This is a genomic window from Leisingera sp. SS27, assembly GCF_028368855.1.
GTDB lineage: Bacteria > Pseudomonadota > Alphaproteobacteria > Rhodobacterales > Rhodobacteraceae > Leisingera.
Genome location: NZ_JAQNCY010000001.1, coordinates 646,421 through 663,596, shown reverse-complemented (window position 1 = coordinate 663,596; position 17,176 = coordinate 646,421). Strand labels below are relative to the sequence as shown.

The window sequence follows — 17,176 nt, the reverse complement described above, 5'->3', positions numbered from 1 at the left end:
AATGGGAGGAATAATTAATGGATCGCCGTTCTTTCTTGAAAACATCCGCGCTGGGCGGGTCCGCAGCAGCAGCCAGCACCCTGGCGGCACCGGCCTATGCCCAGGGCAACCGCACCCTGACCATGGTCACCACCTGGGGCCGCGGCCTGGCAGGCGTGCATGACTCGGCGCAGTTTGTGGCCGACACCATCACCGCCATGTCCGACGGCACCCTGACCGTTGACGTAAAAGCCGCAGGCGAGCTGGTTGGCGCGTTCGAAGTGTTCGACGCCGTGACTGCAGGCCAGGCCGACATGTACCACGCCGCTGACTATTATTTCGTCAGCCAGCACCCGGGCTATGCCTACTTCACCGCCGTGCCCTTCGGCATGACCCCGCAGGAACTGGTGAACTGGTACTACCACGGCGACGGCCACGCGCTGCATGACGAGCTGGGCCAGATCTTCGGCCTGAAGTCCTTCATCGGCGGCAACACAGGCCCGCAGGCCGGCGGCTGGTTCAACAAGGAAATCAACGGCCCCGAGGACTTCAACGGTCTCAAGTTCCGGATGCCGGGCCTGGGCGGCAAGGCGCTGGGCAAGCTAGGTGCCTCCGTGCAGAACATCCCGGGCTCCGAAGTGTATCAGGCGCTGTCCTCCGGCGCCATCGACGGCACCGAGTGGATCGGCCCCTGGGCGGACGAAAAGGCGGGTTTCCAGGAAATCACCAAGACCTACTACACCGCGGGCTTCCACGAGCCGGGCGCGGCCCTGTCGGTTGCCACCAACCGCGACGTGTTCGAAGGCCTGTCGCCTGCGCACCAGAAGATCATCGAGATGGCAGCTGCCGCCGGCCACCAGTGGAGCCTGGCGCAGTTCATGAACAACAATGGTGCAGCACTGCAGCGCCTGCAGTCCGGCGGCGTGAAGACCCTGGAATTCCCCGACAGCGTCTGGGATGCCTTCGGTGCAGCGACCAAGGAAACCCTGGACGAGTTCATGGGCGACGAGCTGTTCGCAAAAATCCGCGGCAGCGTCGAAGCGTCGATGAAAGCCTCCTCCGGCTGGATCACCAAATCCGAAGGCGCCTACCGCGTTCAGCGCGACCGCGTGCTCGGCTGATCTGCCTGACCGGCATCAACCGGATCCTCCGCGCTTGCCGCGGGGGATCCCTTTCCAGTTGCGTGACGCGGGGCTGAAGGCCGGCCATAAGGCCGCGCGCCTGACCCGCCGCAACAAAGACCCCCGGGGGAAACATGCAGGAAGAGAGTGGCCTCACCTTCTTCGGCGCCATAGCGGGCGGATTGCTCTGGCTGGTCCAGAACACCGCCGGCGCCTTTTACAATTTCGGCTATGCCATCACCCATCCGCAGCTCTGGCTCGACTGGTCCGACAAGGCCTCGATCATGCGCTTCGTCTACTACGGCGGCTCGGTCGAGTTCTTCTTTGTGATCTTCACCGCCTTCCTGGTGCTGACCGCTGTCGGAATTTATTTCCGCGGCTTCATGTGGGGCATGGTGCGCGGGCTGGAGGGGATGGCCAATACCGTCGGCCGCTTCTTCGCCTGGGCGGGCCTCTTGATGGTTTTGCAGCAGATCATCATCGTCTTCATGCAGCGGGTGTTCGCACGGCCTGACATCAGCTTCGGTTTTGGCATTCCGTTCAGCCAGGACATCAGCTGGTTTGCTGAAGAACTGAAGTTTTACAACGCCTTGGTGGTCTGTCTTTGTGTGACCTATACATTCGTGCAGGGCGGCCATGTGCGGGTGGACCTGATCTATTCCGGCATCAGCTTCCGCGCCAAGAAGGTCGTCGACATGCTCGGCTCGCTCTTGTTCATGATGCCCGCCGCGGTGCTGACGTGGATGTACGGCTGGTTCTTCCTGTGGCGCCACCTGATTGTGCCGAAACCCTCGGCCTCGGACACGCTTGACCGGCTGGTGATGAAATCCCGCGCCCTGCGCTGGAACGTGGAAACCATCGGCTTCAGCCCCAACGGGTTCAACGCCTACTTCCTGTTCAAGATCCTGCTGATCGCCTTTGCAGGCCTGGTGTTCCTGCACGCCATCGCCTTCTTCTACCGCTCCTTCCTGGAGTTTGTCGAAGGCCAGGGCAGTGAAAACAAATACCTCGACAAGGACAGCCTTGGAGAGGGTGAAGAAGCCTACGAAGGCACGCACTAAGGGGACGTCTTAAAATGCTATTTGGACTTGATGGCGTCGAGATCGGCCTGCTCATCGTATTCTTCTGCCTCTTCGGGGGCATTCTCTCCGGCTTTCCGGTGGCCTTTGCCATCGGCGGCGCCGGGATCATCTCCTTCGGGATCATCGCCGCGCTGGACAGCGCCGGCATCCTGATCCACCAGGCTATCGACACCTCGTCGCAGGCCTACCGCGATCTGGTGGGATCGGGCATCAGGCCCGACAAGATATCCGTCTTCCGCTACCCGGACTTGCCGCGCATGGCGGAGCCGGTGTTTGTTCAGGGCTGGGAAGTGGCGCTGGACCGCAATGTCTCCTTCATCGTTAACCGGATGAACGAGCGGGTGCTGGCGGGCGCGTCGATTGAAACCCTGCTGGCGGTGCTGATGTTCGTGCTGATGGGCATCACCCTGGAACGCTCCAAGATCGCCAATGATCTGCTGACCACCATGGCGCGCGTTTTTGGCCCGCTGCCCGGCGGTCTGGCGGTGTCGATTGTGGTTGTGGGCGCGTTCCTCGCAGCCTCCACCGGCATCGTCGGCGCCACCGTGGTGACCATGGGGCTTCTGGCCCTGCCCACCATGCTGCGCAACAACTACTCGCCGGAGCTGGCGACCGGCGTGATCGCCGCTTCCGGCACCCTTGGCCAGATCATCCCGCCGTCCATCGTGATCGTTCTACTGGGCACGCTTGCGGGTGACCTCTACTCCACTGCGCAGGAAACACGCGCAATGGAGGCAGGCTGTTCCGACGCGCTGACGTACCTGGGGGAGCCGGCGGTGGTTTCGGTCGGCACATTGTTCCAGGCGGCGCTGCTGCCGGGGATCATGCTGGCGATCCTCTACGCCACCTACGCCTTTGGTTACGCGCTGCTGAACCCGCATAAGGCGCCGGCTGTCAATATCGAAGGCGGCACTGGCGAAGTGATCACCCGCAACGAAGGGCTGATCTGGTTCCTGGGCGTGCCCGCGGCGCTGATCGGCGGTGCGATCCTGCTGAACAGTTTTAACGTGATTGGCAGCCAGAACATCACCGTTTCCACCTTCTCGGATGCCGGTGAAACCGCCAGCCTGCGCACTTCTGTCGGTGCGGAGTGCAAGGCATCCATGATTGAGCTGCACGGCCAGGAAGCATGGGATGCTGCTGTCGAAGAGCAGAAGGCCATCAACGAGGCAGGAGGTGTGACCCTGGCCGAACGGCTGAGCGAAGAGCAAATCGCCGCCGCCCGTGAAGCCAAGATCGCCTCTGCCGCGCCCATTGGCACAGGTATCACCGTGATCATGGTTCTGCTGGGCCTGGTGCTGGCCTTCGGCCGTGGTGTGGCGCCGTCGCGCGATGCCAAGCCGCTGATCCTGGGTGCCATCGGCATCCTGCTGATTGCATTTGTGGATCTGGTGGCAATTGCGCCCACCACCTCTGCCGGGGTGACCGTGCTGTGGATCGCACTGCCGCTGCTGCTGGCGCTCTACGGCTGCCGCGAGGCCGCGGCCCGCTGCGCAAGGAACGATCTGATCCGGGTGGTGTTCCCGCCGCTGGTGCTGATCGTCGCTGTGCTCGGTTCGATCCTGGGCGGCATCACCAACCCGACGCCGGCTGCGGCGCTGGGGGCAGGCGGTGCCATCATGCTGGCGGCCTACCGCAAGCTGCAGGACGAGGGCAAATCGGGCAAGATCATCATCTGGTCCACCTTTGCCGTCATGCTCTGCATCCTGATCGGCATGAACTTCGATCTGCGGGTGAACCAGGGCGGCGTCAGCGTCGAAAGCTGGATCGCATTCATCGCGGCTTATGCGATGTACCTTTATGCGCTGTTCGGGCTGCTTTACGGCTGCTGGGTTCTGTTCCGCTCCGGCGTGCTGACCCCGGTGGTGCGGGAAACCGCCAAGGTGACCTCCATGGTCTTCACCATCCTGATCGGCTCTCAGCTGCTGAATCTCGTGGTGATCTCCTTTGGCGGCGAACACTACATCCAGCAGTTCCTGAAGAGCTTCGACAACGAGATGACGGTCTTCCTGATCGTGATGCTGGTCTTGTTCTTCCTCGGCTTCGTTCTGGACTTCCTGGAGATCATCTACATCGTGATCCCCATTGTCGGGCCGGTGATCTATGGCGGGTCGTTTGATCCGAAATGGGTGACCATCATGGTGGCGGTGAACCTGCAGACATCGTTCCTGACACCGCCCTTCGGGTTCGCGCTGTTCTATCTGCGCGGGGTGGCACCTAAGGAAGTCACGACGGCCCATATCTACCGCGGGATCGTGCCCTTTGTGCTGATCCAGGTGGTCGGCATCGGTATCCTGTGGATGTTCCCGTCGATCGTGACCATCGTGCCGGCGCTGATCCCGAACTGATCCGGCATCAAAGACAGATACGGAAAAGGGGCCCCACGCGGGCCCCTTTTGCATATTCGAAACAGGCAGGGGCGCTGCCCCTCTGCGCCTTTGGCGCATTCACCCCGGGATATTTTCAGCCAGATGAACAGGGGATCCTAGCGGGGACCGTCAGGCGCGGCCGGCGGCTCAGGCGAACTGGATCAGGTCCCAGCGGTTGCCGAAGGGGTCGCGCCAGACCGCAACGGTGCCATAGGGCTCATGCCGCGGCTCTTCCTCGAACGCCACGCCTTGGCCCAGCATCGCCGCATGGTCGCGGGCAAAATCATCCGTGGCCAGGAACAGCCCGATACGGCCGCCGAACTGATTGCCAATTACGGCCTCCTGCGCGGGTCCTTCAGCGCGGGCCAGGATCAGGCTGCCTTGTTCGGCCCCGGGCGGCAGGATCCGCACCCAGCGCTTGCGGCCCTGGTCCACGTCTTCCGCCAATTGCCACCCAAGCTGGCCGCAGTAAAAGGCGATGGCGGCGTCGTAATCCGGCACCACCAGCGAAATGGCATGGAGGAATTGCATCAGCGTTCGCGGTGAATCGGCTGTTCGGGGAGCTGGATATTTGCGACCTGCTCGGCAATCGGGTCGGTCGACAGCGGGTGGCTGGCGGTCTCGAACTGCGACGGGTCACGCATCTTCTTCCATTCGCTCTGGTGGTAGATTTCAAGTCCGGAGAATTTCGCCTTGTAACCCATCTTCTGGCTGCCGGGCACCCAATAGCCAAGGTAGACGTAAGGAAGACCTGCCTCTTGTGCGATCTTGATGTGATCGAGGATCATAAAGGTGCCGAGCGAGTCCTGCGGCCGGTCCGGGGCGTAGAAGGAATAAACCATGCTCAGGCCGTCCTCCAGAACATCAGTCAGCGACACCGCGGTCAGTTCGCTGCTGCCGGGGGCTGCATATTCCACCACCCGGCTGCGTACGGGGGTTTCCTCAATCATCGCAGCGTATTCAAATACGTCCATATCGGCCATGCCGCCATCCGCGTGGCGGCTGTCCAGGTAATTGCGGAACAGGGAGAACTGGTCTTCTGTTGCCCATGGAGATGTGGCGCGCCGTTCCAGATGCGCATTGCGCTTCAGCGTGCGTTTCTGGCTGCGGCTGGGGCTGAAGGCCGCCACGTCGATCCGTGCCGACAGGCAGGCAGAGCATTCCGAGCAGGACGGGCGGTAGAGCACATTCTGCGAACGGCGGAACCCCTGCTGGCTGAGACTGTTGTTCAGCTGATCCACCCCGTCGCCTTGCAGCGCAGTGAACAGCTTGCGTTCCATCCGGCCCTCCAGATAGGGGCAGGGCTGGGGAGCCGTCACATAGAATTGCGGCGCAATGGGAAGTGTGTGGCGCATCGGAACCCGTTGGCAGTTTCGCGAAACAGGCGGAACAGATCGCCTGCAGTCCCAAGGATGATAGCAACGCGGTTCCGGTGCGCCAAGCGCTGTTATGGAAAATGGTTTAACGCTGTCTTGCCGGTTTCATTCAAACCCGCCGGTTCAGCATCACGGTGCCGAGGAAATGGTCCGTCAGACCTTGGCCGCGTGATGAGGTCAGCATCAGGATCACCGAGATCACCTGCAGCACCGGAAGTGCCAGCGACAGGGTGTAGCCGGCCGTGTGCAACGCTGCCATGCCGCTGTCCATCCGGCGGCCTTCGCCGTCGCGCAATTCGATGCCCGCAAAGCGCATACCCCAGGTGGCAGACCCGTTGGCGATGGTCACGGTCCGGTAGGCAAAGCCGACCGCCAGATACAGAAGCGGCCAGATGAAGAGGCCGGTGAAAGCGGTCAGCACCACAGCGCCGGCGCTGAGTGCAAAGATCAGGATACTGTCGATGATCCAGGCGATCAGCCGCTTGGCGGGCACTGACGCATAGAATTCTGCCTGGTAATCGGGATCGGGCAGGGCGGTCATGCAAGGGGTCCTTTTCTCAATTGGGCTGGGGCGGCATGGCAAAGCCCCGCCCGGACGGATGGGCGGGGCAGCCGGAGGAGCAGGATCAGTGGCGCTTGGGTTCGCCTGGATCCTCGTCTTCGTCCTCCAGATCTTCGCCGGAAGCGGTACGGGCGCGTTCATCCATGAACTCGTCGAACTCCGCTTTGTCCTTGGCCTCGCGCAGGCGCTGCAGGAAAGCCTCGAAGTCATGCTGCTCCTGCTCCAGCCGGCGCAGCGTGTCGGCCTTGTAGGCGTCAAAGGCGCTGTTTCCCGAGGGCTTCATCGCCGAGTATCCGTGGCGGGCCCAGGACTTGCGGTGGCGGCAGGAGGATTTGCTGAACATGCGTTTGCTCCAGATCATGTAGAAGAGAAGGGCCAGGCCAACCGGCCAGAAAAACACGAAACCCAGGACCATTGCGGCGATCCAGGCGCCCTTGCCCTTACTGTCCAGCCAGGCTTCGCTGCGGGAAAACCAGCCCTGTACCGGGGCGGCAGGGGCGGTCGGGGTGAAACTCGTCATCGGGGTCCTCCAGGTTTGCGGGTGAATGTAAATCCTTTTCACATGACTGCATATCGGAAGCCGGCCGTAGGCTTTCAAGGCCTCATGTAAATCTTTTTCACATTTCGGTTCTGAAGGCAGCAGAAGCGGCAGCCTGTCGCGGAAACTGGCGTGCACAGGTAAATCGCAGACCGGTCTGGCAGGAGGGGAAGCGCGGTTATGCTCCGGCTACATGGCCGAATACAGGGGAGATACCGGCACTGCAGTTTCGACAATCAGTCAGAAATCACGGACAGATCCAAACGTCCCCTGAAAACAAATCACTCTTTACTTCGAAATGGCCCCGTAACGGGAGCATAACCGTAACGTTAACATTACCTTAAAATTCAATCTTAACCTATTCGGGTATTCCTGACCCCTGGTAAACCTATGCGGCAGTGCGGCACTTCACCCATTGACGCCATCCTGCCTGCGGAACAGTGTCGTTTCCATGACGACTGGCTTGACGATCTCCCGCATTCCCCGCCCCTATGACCTGGAACTTGGCGTCGAGGCGCGAGCTCTAGTCCCGGAGCTGTCTGGCGAACTGGCAGAGCTGGTCTCCGGTGCCTGCGGCTCCAGCCCTTATCTGAAAGAACTGACGGAACGGGAGGCAGGCTGGCTGCCTCAGGCGCTGCACGATCCGGAGGCCGCGGTACAGCAGGTCTTTTCGGACTGCAGCGCGCTGGAAGCGGCAGAGCTGAAACCGGGCCTGCGCCAGGCCAAGCGGCGGCTGGCGCTGCTGACCGCGCTCTGCGATCTTTCGGGCGGCTGGAGCCTGGAGCAGGTGACCGGGGCGCTCACCGATTTCGGCGCGCTCTGCGCTGATGTGGCGGTCAAGGCGGAGATTGCCAATCTGATCCGCCGCAAGAAACTGCCAGGCCTGACGGAGGACGACGTGGAAACTGCGGGCGGCCTCACTATCCTGGCGATGGGCAAAATGGGCGCGCATGAGCTGAATTACAGCTCCGACATCGACCTCATCTGCCTGTTCGACGAAACCCGGTTCGATCCGGAGGATTTCTACGAGGCCCGCCAGGGCATGGTGCGCGCCACCAAGAACATGTGCGCTGCGCTCAGCGACCGTACCGGCGACGGCTATGTGTTCCGCACCGACCTGCGGCTGCGCCCGGACCCGGCAGTCACCCCCGTGTGCCTGGCGATGGAAGCGGCAGAGCGCTACTACGAAAGTCTCGGCCGCACCTGGGAGCGCGCGGCCTACATCAAGGCGCGTCCCTGCGCTGGCGATATCGCGGCGGGGGAGCGTTTCTTGAACACCCTGCGCCCCTTCGTCTGGCGGCGGCATCTGGACTTTGCCGCGATCCAGGACGCTCATGACATCCGCCTGCGCATCCGCGAGAACAAGGGGACCGGCGGAGCGCTGAACGTACCCGGGCACGACATGAAACTGGGCCGAGGCGGCATCCGCGAGATCGAGTTCTTCACCCAGACCCGCCAGCTTATTGCCGGGGGGCGCGATGAGGATTTGCGACTGCGCGGCACGGTGGAAGGGCTGGCGGCACTGGCCGGCAAGGGCTGGGTGCCGCCAGAAGCGGCAGAGACCCTGACTGCCCACTACCGCGCCCACCGCGAGGTCGAGCACCGCATCCAGATGGTGCATGACGCACAGACCCACAAGATGCCCAAGTCCGAAGACGGCATCGCCCGCATCGCCTGCCTGATGGACCGGGACGCGGCGGAACTGCAGGCCGAAATCAGAACCCGCCTGGAAGAGGTGCATGAGCTGACCGAGGGCTTCTTCTCCCCCGGCGCGGCGCCGCGGCCGGCGCCCTTGGCGGAGGATACGGCGGAGCTGGATGGCGCTATTATCGCCCGGTGGCCCACCTATCCGGCGCTGCGCTCTTCGCGCGGCGCTCGGATTTTTGAAGGATTGAAGCCGGAACTCCTGTCCCGCGTTGCCAAGACCGCCAAGCCAGCCGAAACCCTGCTGGCGCTTGATGGCTTCCTGGCCGGGCTGCCTGCCGGTGTGCAGCTGTTCTCCTTGTTCGGCGCGAACCCGCAGCTCATTGATCTGCTGATCGATATCGCTGGAACCTCCAGCGATCTGTCGGCCTTCCTGTCGCGCAACTCCGGCGTTTTCGATGCGGTGATCGGCGGCTCTTTCTTCGACCCCTGGCCAGGGGCTGAAAAGCTGCGGGAAGAGCTGAAGGCCCGGCTGGAACAGGAGGACGACTATGAGGCGCGGCTCGACGCCACACGGCGCTGGTGCAAGGAGTGGCATTTCCGGATCGGTGTGCACCATCTGCGCGGGCTGATCGATGGCCACCAGGCGGGCGCCCAGTATGCCGAACTGGCAGAGGTTGTGATTGCAGGCATCGCGCCAGAGGTGGTTGCGCAATTTTCAAAAAAGCACGGGCCCCCGCCGGGCCGCGGCGCGGCAGTGCTGGCAATGGGCTCAATGGGGGCGGGGCAGATCAACGCGCAGTCCGACCTCGACCTCATCGTGATTTACGACCCCCAAGAGGTGGAAATGTCCGAGGGCAAGCGCCCGCTGGCCACGCGCCCCTATTTCGCGCGCCTGACCCAGGCCTTTGTCACAGCTTTGTCGGCACCGATGGCCCAGGGCCGGCTGTATGAGGTCGACATGCGCCTGCGCCCTTCGGGCACACAAGGTCCCGTCGCAGTCAGTTTCGCAGGCTTCACCCTGTACCAGCAGAACGAGGCCTGGGTGTGGGAGCATCTGGCCCTCACCCGCGCCCGAACCATCGCAGGCAACCGCAGCCTGACCGGCGAAATCGAGGACTTCCGCACAGGCTTCCTGTCAGAACCGCGCGACCGCGGCAAGGTCCTGCGCGAGGTGGCGCAGATGCGGGAACGACTCGCTGCCGCCAAGACACCTTCGGGTACCTGGGATGCCAAGAACGGGCCGGGGCGGATGATGGATATCGAGCTGCTGTCGCAGGCCGGTACGCTCACCTCTGCCTCCGCCGCCCGGGATGTGGCCTCAGGTCTGCAGGGGGCTGTCGCTGCCGGGTGGCTGAATGACGCGGATGCAGAATACCTGACTGCCGGATACCGTCTATTCTGGTCCGTGCAATGCGCAGCGCGGCTGCTCTCTGCCAAGGCGCTGGACGCCGCAACATTGGGAGAGGGCGGGGCGCAGTTCCTCTGCCGAACCACCGGTTTCAACCGGCTGGACGCGCTGGAGCAGGAGCTGCAGGACCGCTACGTCCGCTGTGCTGCGCTTATTGGGGAAACCTTGGAAAGGGAAGCGGCAGATGAAGACGGGCAGCACTGAACAGGACCCGCGCGGGCTGATCTACGAATCCTACCGGATAGAGGGCATCACCGATGCCCAATGCCGCAGCATCTTCTTTGACTGGGCGCTCGGCATGGATGCCGCGTGCGACAGCCGCGCCGACATCCAGGCGCTGCTGGATCTTTATGGCAGCGCCCAGCCGGAGCATCCGATGACTACGGTGCTGCGCGACGGGCTGCAAGGCGCCGAAAAGCCGCGCCGCCGCGGCGGCTGGCGCTCGCGCGAACGCTGAGGGGCAGGGCGGGCAGACCGTTACCTGCAGCTAAGTGTCTCAACAGACAGGATCGCCGGCAAATGCCGGGCGATTTCCGACCAGCTTTCGCCGGCATCGGAACTGGCGAAGACTGAACCGGAATTGGTGCCGAAATAGACCCCTGCCTCTGTATCGGTGGCCATTGCCTGACGCAGCACGGTGAAGAAACACGCACCCTGCGGCAGCCCATCGCGCTTGGCCTGCCAAGTGTCTCCGCCATCAGTGGACTTCCAGACCGCCGCCGAGGCCTCCGGCGGAAACCGCCCGGCGGCATCTCCGTTCAGCGGCAGCACCCAGATTGTATCCGGATCCTGCGGATGCACTGCTATTGGAAAGCCGAAGGTGGAGGGCAGACCGGCGGTAATGTCACTCCAAGTGCGTCCGCCATCGCTGCTGCGGTAGGTGCCATGGTGGTTTTGCTGATAGAGCAGATCCCCGGGGCCGTGCTGCATGTTGTGCACGCAGTGGCCGGTCTCGCCATTGCGCGGTGCTGCGGGGTGATGATGTTCCGTGCAGACCGTATCATTGGACAGCCGGTTGCGCCGCTGCCAGCTGCTGCCGCCATCCTCCGTGGCAAAGACGCCCGCCGCGGAAATCCCCAGCCACAGCTTCTCCGCGCTCTCCGGATCGCTCAGCAGCGTGTGCAAAACCAGTCCGGCGGCTCCGGGATTCCAGCTTTCGCGCGACGGGTGGCCGTCTAGAGCGGCATTCCTCTCCCAAGTCCTGCCGCCATCCCGGCTGGACAGCAGCGCTGCCGGTTTGGTGCCCGCAAAAAGGACCCCATGCGCTTGGTGCAGCGACCACACAGATTTGAGGTCCTTAAAAGGAACCTCCACAGGTTCCCAGTTGAAAAACGCCGCTGTTTCCGGGTCCGTGGCCGCCCATTCATCTATCTGGCCACTTGACAGCTTGCTGAGCTCCCATGCCTTGCCATCTTGAGAGCGCCAGACCCCGGCGCCCGGCCAGTCGCCGCCGCCGCCCGCCCACAGCATGCCGCTGTCCGGATCGCCGATCACATGGTTGATGCACCAGCCGTCGCAGTAGGGGCCGCTGACAGTCCAGTCCGTGCCGTCCGGTGTCAGAACAAAGGCGCCCTTGGTGGTGCCAAGAAGAACTCTTGCGGATGTGCTCATGGCGGGTCCTCCTGCTGAAAGGTTACCACAGGCTCTTGCCAATGTCGTAACGGCAGGGGCGGTAAGCAACGGGCTGCCCAGCAACAAGGGCATGCGGCCCCTTTTCCTGTCCCGTGCTTGCCGCTAAGAGGACCCTATGACAGCCTCCCCTGATGCGCTCCTGCGCCCCCGCGTGAAAATGAAGCCCAAGTCCAACGCCCGCGCCATCCGGCACGGGTTTCCCTGGGTTTATGCGAATGAACTGGTGACCGACCGGCGCACCCGCAATCTGGCGCCCGGCACCCTGGCGGTGCTGCAGGATGAAGCGCAGCGCCCGCTGGGGCTGGTCTCGGTGAACCCGGAAAGCAAGATCATCGCCCGGATGCTGGACCGCAACCCGGAGGCGGTGATTGATCAGGCGTGGTTTTCCGCCCGCCTGTCGCGTGCGCTGGACATGCGCGAACGCTTGTATGACGCGCCCTTCTACCGGCTGGTGCACGCCGAATCCGATGGTCTGCCCGGCGTGGTGATCGACCGTTTCGGCGCAGCTTGCGTGGTCCAGCCCAATGCCGCCTGGGCCGAGGCGCATCTGGACATGCTCTCTGCCGCACTGGCCGAAGTCACGGGGGCGGCGGTGATCCTGAAAAACGCGTCGGGCCGTACCCGCGGTCTGGAAGGCCTGGATGACGTGAACCAGACCCTGCTCGGCGAAGCCCCCGCCGCGCCGCTTCCGGTGCAGATGAACGGCGCCACCTATATGGCCGACCTTACCGGCGGCCAGAAAACGGGGCTGTTCTTTGATCAGCGCGAAAACCACGCCTTTGCCGCCCGCCTGACCGCACCGGGCGCCAAGGTGCTGGACGTGTTTTCCCACGTCGGCGGCTTTGGCCTGGCGATGCTGGCAGGCGGGGCAGGGCAGGCCACTTGCGTTGACGGCTCCGCCGCCGCGCTGGAACTTGCCGCCCAGGGCGCGGACGCCGCCGGGTTCAAGGACACGTTCACCGCCCGCCAGGGCGACGCCTTCGACGTGCTGACCGCACTGGGGGAAGAGGGCGAAACCTTCGACGTCGTCATCTGCGACCCGCCCGCCTTCGCCCCCTCGAAACAGGCGCTGGAAGCCGGCCTGCGCGCCTATGAGCGCATCGCCAAACTGGCAGCACCCTTGGTGAAACCCGGCGGCTACCTCGGCCTGTGCTCCTGCTCGCATGCTGCCGATCTCACCCGTTTCCGCAACGCCTCCGCCCGCGGCATCGGCAAGGGCGGGCGCCGCGCAGCGCTTATTCACACTGGCTATGCAGGCCCGGACCACCCGCAACTGCCGCAGCTGGCCGAAAGCGGCTATCTGAAGGCCGTGTTCTTCCGGCTGGACTGACACGGGTGAAGCTGCTCCTCGACACTTGCGTCCTCTACCCGACGGTGATGCGGGAGATGCTGCTGGGCGCGGCGCGCCGCGGCCATTTCACCCCGCTGTGGTCCGCGCGGATCCTGGGTGAATGGGAGCGGGCTGCAGTGAAACTCGGCCCCGCCGGTGCCGCGCAGGCCAAGGCGGAGATCGCCCTGATCCGCGCCAACTGGCCCAAGGCGGAGGTCGCTCCGGCACCGGGTGTCGAGGCGCGTCTCTGGCTGCCCGACAGCGCCGACACCCATGTGCTGGCCGCAGCCATCGCAGGCCACGCCGATGCAATCGTGACCGTCAACAACAAGGACTTCCCGCGCCACACATTGGCAGAGGAAGGGTTGCAGCGCCTCGGCCCGGATGAGCTGCTTTATGGTTTCTGGCTGCAGGACAGCAGCGGCATGGAGGCGCTGGGCGCAGCGGTTCTGGACGAAGCCAACCGCTTGTCGGGGGGCAGCTGGGAGATCCGCCCGCTGCTCAAGAAAGCCCGGCTGCCGCGGCTCGCCAAGGCACTCTCTTCTTCTTTGTGAGAATACTCCGGGGAGTTTGAGGGGCCGGCCCCTCAACTCTGCTGCGGCCTCAGCCCTTGGCCCATTTGTCTTCCAGCCGTTCAAGTGCGGCGATGCGTTCTTCGGTCTTGGGATGGCTCATCAGCCAGGCCGGGGCCATACCCGCCCGCTGCTGGGTCAGCGCCTCAAGTTTGGTGAAAAGGCTTTTCTGCGGCGCCAGCCCGATCCCTGCCTTGGTCAGCAGCGCGGCGGCGTATTCGTCGGCCTCATATTCATCGCCGCGCGACAGCCTTGCTGCCAGCAGTGATGTCAGCACTCCGGCAATCCACGGTCCGATAAAGGGGATGTAGCGGCCCAGGATCATCATCAGCGCGGTGCGCAGCGCGTTCTGGCCGGAGAAATCGATCATCCGCTTCTTGGCGTGCCCCAGCGCCACATGGCCCAGCTCATGCGCGATGACCGATGCCATCTCCTCGGCGCTGACGTCGCCGTTCTGGTACTTGCGGTAAAACCCGCGGGTAATGAAGATCCGCCCGTCCGGCGCCGCCAGCCCGTTCACCGGATCGACCTCGTAGATATGGACCGGGATGCGGGCCACGTTCAGCGCCGCTGCCAGCCGGTCCGTCAGCTGTTTCAGCCTGGGGTCCGCCAGTTCGGTTGAGCGCTGGTCCAGCTCCCGGTGGGTGCGCCAGATCGAAATCCGGTACATCACAAGGCCATAGGCAACGGCCAGCAGAATGGGCAGAAGGCGCAGCATGGCACAGATATGGGCGGAAACACCGGCGGCAGCAAGGGCCTGCACCCGCGAAGCCTTGCATTCCGCGCAGGCCGCCATGCAAAATCCGCACTCGCCGCGGCACATCGCATCCTTTAAGGGGAGGCTTCCCAAAGGCATCAGATAACAACGGCTTCCGGCTCATGGCACCGCTCTCTCAGCTCCGCAATATCGCCGACACCGGCGAGACCCTGCACCGCAGCGGCTGCGCACCCTACAAGATCGAGAAATACCTGCAGTTCTATGCCCGCAAACAGGGCATCAATGTGATCGTGCAGGCCACCCCGACCTCGATCTCCTGCCAATTCCCGGATGAGGACAACCAGTTCATCATCCGCCGGCTGGAGCCTGCGCAGATCAACCTCAGCCTGCTGGCGCGCACCATCATCCGCATCAATGCGGTGGAGGACCCGGGAATCGAGGAGCCGGGCCGCTATCCCGGCTGGCTGATCATGCTGGCCAATATCGCCATCCCGCCTGCCTTCCTGACCCTGATCGGCAGCGCGCTCACCACCATCGCGCTCTCGGCAGTGCTGGGCTTCCTGGTCTGGCTCTGCCAGCTGTTCTGCCGCGGCGACCGGGTGATCCTGGTCGAATTCCTGTCGGCGCTGGTCGCAGGCCTGACTGTTTCGCTGGTCAGCAGCATGGGGGTGGAGGTGCCGGTCTGGGGCACCTGCATTGCCGCCATCGTGCTGTTTGTGCCGGGGCTGTCGATTGCCAACTCTTTGGAATGCCTTGCCTTCAATGACGTGATCTCCGGCTCCAGCCTGTTTGCACAGTCGATCTTTGTGCTGATGAAACTGTTCATCGGCATCTATATCGGTGTCAGCATCGGCGCCGCGTTGTGGGGGGCAACGCCGCATGTGGAAAACGTGAACGGGGTCTTGTGGTGGATGCCCTATATGGCGCTGCCGGCGCTGTCGTTCTCGATCGGGGTGATCTTCAACGCCCGCATGGTCGACATCCTGCGGGCGCTGCCGGTCACTGTGCTGGGCATGTGGGGGCCGCTGTACCTGGGCTTCGGCGGCGGCTGGATCGTCGGCACCTGGGTCACCGCCATGTGCATCACTCTCTATGGCACCTGGCTCGCCAAAACGCTGAATCTGACCGGCGCCATCTATATCGTGCAGGGCATTCTGATCCTGGTTCCCGGCAGCCGGGTTCTGATGAGCGCCACCCAGTCGCTGTTCAACGAGACCCTGATGGCGGATGCCAGCATCGGGTTGTCGGCGCTGCTGATGTTCTCAGCCATTGTGGCGGGGCAGGTGACGGCGCTGGCGCTTTATGCGCAGAAGAACCGCAACCTCGCCAGTTAGGCGCTCTGTTCCGCCTCGGACAGTTCCCAGTCACCGCCAGTCAGGGGCGCGTCGGTGGCTGCGGGCCAGCCGCTGGCCGCCACCGCATCCTGCAGCGCGGCATAACACTCGGGATCAATGCCGGAGCCGGACATGCCGTCCATGATGGCATAGGTCTTCTCCAGCGGCAGCGCCGCGCGGTAAGGGCGTTCGGCGGTCAGCGCGTCAAAGATATCCGCCACCGCCATCACCCGCATCTCCTGGGTCAGCTGGCTGGCATCCATCCCGTAGGGATAGCCCTTGCCGTCCAGCCGCTCATGATGCGCGGCGCTGACATCCGCCAGATCCCGGAAGGCATGGATCCGGCTCAGCACCTCGTGGCCCAATACCGGGTGCTGCTTCATCAGGACAAACTCCTCATCCGTCAGCTTGCCGGGCTTGTCCAGGATGGTGTTTGAGATCCCCAGCTTGCCGATGTCATGCAACAGCGCCCCGCGCACCATCCAGCGGCGGCGCTCAGGCGTATATCCCAGCTGGTCGCAGATCAGCCCGGTGTACCGCGCCACCCGCTGCGAATGGCCGTGGGTAAACGGGCTCTTGGCGTCGATCACCAGCGAAAACGCCCGGGCGATCTCATCCTGGTATTCCTCGTCGACGGCATGGATATGCTGCGCCTGCGGAGTGGCAAAGACCTCTGCCTCCAGCCCCGGATCCTGCAGGTCTGCCAGAAACCGCGGCCGCCGGATGACCGCTGTAAAGACCGGCACCAGATCCGGGTCGAACCAGGTTCCGGCGCGCCGCTCCAGCTCCTCTGCCGCAGCTTCAGCGCCCAGATCAGTGGCAAAGACATCCGTCACCTGCGCCATCAGCGCGATGCGTGCAAAAAGCGGGATCGTATTGCCCGCGAGCCCCAGCGGCTGGCCGCCGCCGTCCCAATGCTCATCCAGGCAGGCGATGCCCTCCGCCACATCCTCAGAGAACCGCATCTGCCGGGCAATCGCCGCGCCGCGGTTACAGCGGGTCTCGATCAGCTCGCCGGAGATTTCGCTGTTTCTCGCCAGCACATTCTTCAGGGTCTTCAGGCGGGTCCAGGGCGCGGCTGCGGCAGCTGTGTTGCGCCACAGGAAGCCAAGCCCCTGGCGCAGGCCGCTGACGGTCTTGAAGCTGCGCTTAAAGGCCAGGTCATCGGTCATGTACAGCTGGCAGATCCGCGCGGCGTTGGAACTGCAGCCCAGATCTTTCATCAGCAGCGTGAAATAGAGGTCCGAACGCGCCTGCTGTCCCAGCCCCAGTTCGGCCGCAACCTGCATGCCGATCCAGCAGCAGCGGACGCAATGGCCTTCGGGCTGGCCTTCGGTCAGATCCAGCGCATGGCTGAGCGCGCCCAGCAGCTCGCCAAGCCGCAAGGTATCCTGCGGCGCGGCATCTGCGGCCTGACCGGGACTGAATGGGGAAACGTAATGTGTCATGGGCCTTCGGCAGGGAAAATGCGGAAGGCCCATGACAACACGGACAGGATTAACCTGCCC

The 17,176-nt window shown here is 63.6% G+C and carries 15 protein-coding genes; 8 read left to right on the top strand and 7 right to left on the bottom strand.

Annotation, left to right across the window (positions count from 1 at the left end; all coding sequences use genetic code 11):
* Positions 1–17 precede the first annotated feature (17 nt).
* The 3 genes from N6L27_RS03225 to N6L27_RS03215 all read left to right on the top strand — a co-directional run bounded on the left by N6L27_RS03225 (position 18) and on the right by N6L27_RS03215 (position 4,530).
* Entirely contained in the window at positions 18–1,100 is a 1,083-nt protein-coding gene (locus N6L27_RS03225; RefSeq protein ID WP_271905637.1) for a TRAP transporter substrate-binding protein, read from the top strand.
* 134 nt (positions 1,101–1,234) lie between these two features.
* Positions 1,235–2,161 (top strand): TRAP transporter small permease subunit, encoded by a 927-nt coding sequence (locus N6L27_RS03220; protein ID WP_271905636.1) that lies wholly within the window; start codon positions 1,235–1,237, stop codon positions 2,159–2,161.
* A gap of 14 nt (positions 2,162–2,175) precedes the next feature.
* Complete coding sequence (locus N6L27_RS03215) at positions 2,176–4,530, top strand: TRAP transporter large permease (protein WP_271905635.1); 2,355 nt, start codon at positions 2,176–2,178, stop codon at positions 4,528–4,530.
* A gap of 168 nt (positions 4,531–4,698) precedes the next feature.
* Here N6L27_RS03215 and N6L27_RS03210 read toward each other — a convergent pair whose 3' ends face one another.
* From N6L27_RS03210 to N6L27_RS03195, 4 genes are all read right to left on the bottom strand, one after another.
* Positions 4,699–5,082 carry a VOC family protein gene (locus N6L27_RS03210; protein ID WP_271905634.1) on the bottom strand — a complete coding sequence of 128 codons (384 nt, stop codon included), beginning with the start codon at positions 5,080–5,082 and terminating at the stop codon, positions 4,699–4,701.
* Complete coding sequence (locus N6L27_RS03205; protein ID WP_271905632.1) at positions 5,082–5,906, bottom strand: arginyltransferase; 825 nt, start codon at positions 5,904–5,906, stop codon at positions 5,082–5,084. Before N6L27_RS03205 ends, N6L27_RS03210 begins: the two co-directional genes overlap by 1 nt.
* Before the next feature lie 130 nt (positions 5,907–6,036).
* Complete coding sequence (locus tag N6L27_RS03200) at positions 6,037–6,468, bottom strand: RDD family protein (RefSeq protein WP_039178689.1); 432 nt, start codon at positions 6,466–6,468, stop codon at positions 6,037–6,039.
* A gap of 85 nt (positions 6,469–6,553) precedes the next feature.
* Positions 6,554–7,009, bottom strand: coding sequence for a DUF2852 domain-containing protein (locus tag N6L27_RS03195; protein ID WP_271905631.1), 456 nt, complete (start codon positions 7,007–7,009; stop codon positions 6,554–6,556).
* Positions 7,010–7,478: 469 nt separating this feature from the next.
* Here N6L27_RS03195 and N6L27_RS03190 point away from each other — a divergent pair, with 469 nt between their 5' ends.
* Together N6L27_RS03190 and N6L27_RS03185 are read left to right on the top strand one after the other, a co-directional pair.
* Positions 7,479–10,286 (top strand): glutamine-synthetase adenylyltransferase, encoded by a 2,808-nt coding sequence (locus tag N6L27_RS03190; RefSeq protein WP_271905630.1) that lies wholly within the window; start codon positions 7,479–7,481, stop codon positions 10,284–10,286.
* A complete protein-coding gene (locus N6L27_RS03185) occupies positions 10,267–10,539 on the top strand; it encodes a hypothetical protein (RefSeq protein WP_271905629.1) in 273 nt (90 codons plus the stop codon). Before N6L27_RS03190 ends, N6L27_RS03185 begins: the two co-directional genes overlap by 20 nt.
* 20 nt (positions 10,540–10,559) lie before the next feature.
* On the opposite strand, the gene N6L27_RS03180 is transcribed toward N6L27_RS03185, so the two are convergent.
* Positions 10,560–11,693, bottom strand: a complete 1,134-nt coding sequence (locus N6L27_RS03180; protein ID WP_271905628.1) for a WD40/YVTN/BNR-like repeat-containing protein — start codon at positions 11,691–11,693, stop codon at positions 10,560–10,562.
* Positions 11,694–11,829: 136 nt separating this feature from the next.
* Between N6L27_RS03180 and N6L27_RS03175 the strand changes: the two genes are divergently transcribed.
* A complete protein-coding gene (locus tag N6L27_RS03175; RefSeq protein WP_271905627.1) occupies positions 11,830–13,044 on the top strand; it encodes an RSP_2647 family RNA methyltransferase in 1,215 nt (404 codons plus the stop codon).
* A gap of 5 nt (positions 13,045–13,049) precedes the next feature.
* Positions 13,050–13,598 carry an RSP_2648 family PIN domain-containing protein gene (locus N6L27_RS03170; protein ID WP_271905626.1) on the top strand — a complete coding sequence of 183 codons (549 nt, stop codon included), beginning with the start codon at positions 13,050–13,052 and terminating at the stop codon, positions 13,596–13,598.
* Between the two features lie 49 nt (positions 13,599–13,647).
* Here the strand turns inward: N6L27_RS03170 and N6L27_RS03165 are convergent, their stop codons facing one another.
* Positions 13,648–14,334: a M48 family metallopeptidase gene (locus tag N6L27_RS03165; protein WP_039179889.1), complete on the bottom strand. Its 687-nt coding sequence runs from the start codon at positions 14,332–14,334 to the stop codon at positions 13,648–13,650.
* 161 nt (positions 14,335–14,495) lie between these two features.
* Between N6L27_RS03165 and N6L27_RS03160 the strand changes: the two genes are divergently transcribed.
* Positions 14,496–15,668, top strand: coding sequence for a threonine/serine ThrE exporter family protein (locus N6L27_RS03160; RefSeq protein ID WP_271905625.1), 1,173 nt, complete (start codon positions 14,496–14,498; stop codon positions 15,666–15,668).
* On the opposite strand, the gene N6L27_RS03155 is transcribed toward N6L27_RS03160, so the two are convergent.
* Positions 15,665–17,116 carry an HD-GYP domain-containing protein gene (locus tag N6L27_RS03155; protein ID WP_271905624.1) on the bottom strand — a complete coding sequence of 484 codons (1,452 nt, stop codon included), beginning with the start codon at positions 17,114–17,116 and terminating at the stop codon, positions 15,665–15,667. The genes N6L27_RS03160 and N6L27_RS03155 overlap by 4 nt on opposite strands.
* Positions 17,117–17,176 lie beyond the last annotated feature (60 nt).

What these genes read in the sequence shown, in the direction of transcription:
- N6L27_RS03160 (WP_271905625.1), top strand. Translation starts at nt 14,496, where the DNA reads ATGGCACCGCTCTCTCAGCTCCGCAATATCGCCGACACCGGCGAGACC.
- N6L27_RS03175 (WP_271905627.1), top strand. Translation starts at nt 11,830, where the DNA reads ATGACAGCCTCCCCTGATGCGCTCCTGCGCCCCCGCGTGAAAATGAAG.
- N6L27_RS03200 (WP_039178689.1), bottom strand. Translation starts at nt 6,468, where the DNA reads ATGACCGCCCTGCCCGATCCCGATTACCAGGCAGAATTCTATGCGTCA.
- N6L27_RS03165 (WP_039179889.1), bottom strand. Translation starts at nt 14,334, where the DNA reads ATGCTGCGCCTTCTGCCCATTCTGCTGGCCGTTGCCTATGGCCTTGTG.
- N6L27_RS03215 (WP_271905635.1), top strand. Translation starts at nt 2,176, where the DNA reads ATGCTATTTGGACTTGATGGCGTCGAGATCGGCCTGCTCATCGTATTC.
- N6L27_RS03225 (WP_271905637.1), top strand. Translation starts at nt 18, where the DNA reads ATGGATCGCCGTTCTTTCTTGAAAACATCCGCGCTGGGCGGGTCCGCA.
- N6L27_RS03220 (WP_271905636.1), top strand. Translation starts at nt 1,235, where the DNA reads ATGCAGGAAGAGAGTGGCCTCACCTTCTTCGGCGCCATAGCGGGCGGA.
- N6L27_RS03185 (WP_271905629.1), top strand. Translation starts at nt 10,267, where the DNA reads ATGAAGACGGGCAGCACTGAACAGGACCCGCGCGGGCTGATCTACGAA.
- N6L27_RS03210 (WP_271905634.1), bottom strand. Translation starts at nt 5,082, where the DNA reads ATGCAATTCCTCCATGCCATTTCGCTGGTGGTGCCGGATTACGACGCC.
- N6L27_RS03195 (WP_271905631.1), bottom strand. Translation starts at nt 7,009, where the DNA reads ATGACGAGTTTCACCCCGACCGCCCCTGCCGCCCCGGTACAGGGCTGG.
- N6L27_RS03190 (WP_271905630.1), top strand. Translation starts at nt 7,479, where the DNA reads ATGACGACTGGCTTGACGATCTCCCGCATTCCCCGCCCCTATGACCTG.
- N6L27_RS03155 (WP_271905624.1), bottom strand. Translation starts at nt 17,116, where the DNA reads ATGACACATTACGTTTCCCCATTCAGTCCCGGTCAGGCCGCAGATGCC.
- N6L27_RS03180 (WP_271905628.1), bottom strand. Translation starts at nt 11,693, where the DNA reads ATGAGCACATCCGCAAGAGTTCTTCTTGGCACCACCAAGGGCGCCTTT.
- N6L27_RS03205 (WP_271905632.1), bottom strand. Translation starts at nt 5,906, where the DNA reads ATGCGCCACACACTTCCCATTGCGCCGCAATTCTATGTGACGGCTCCC.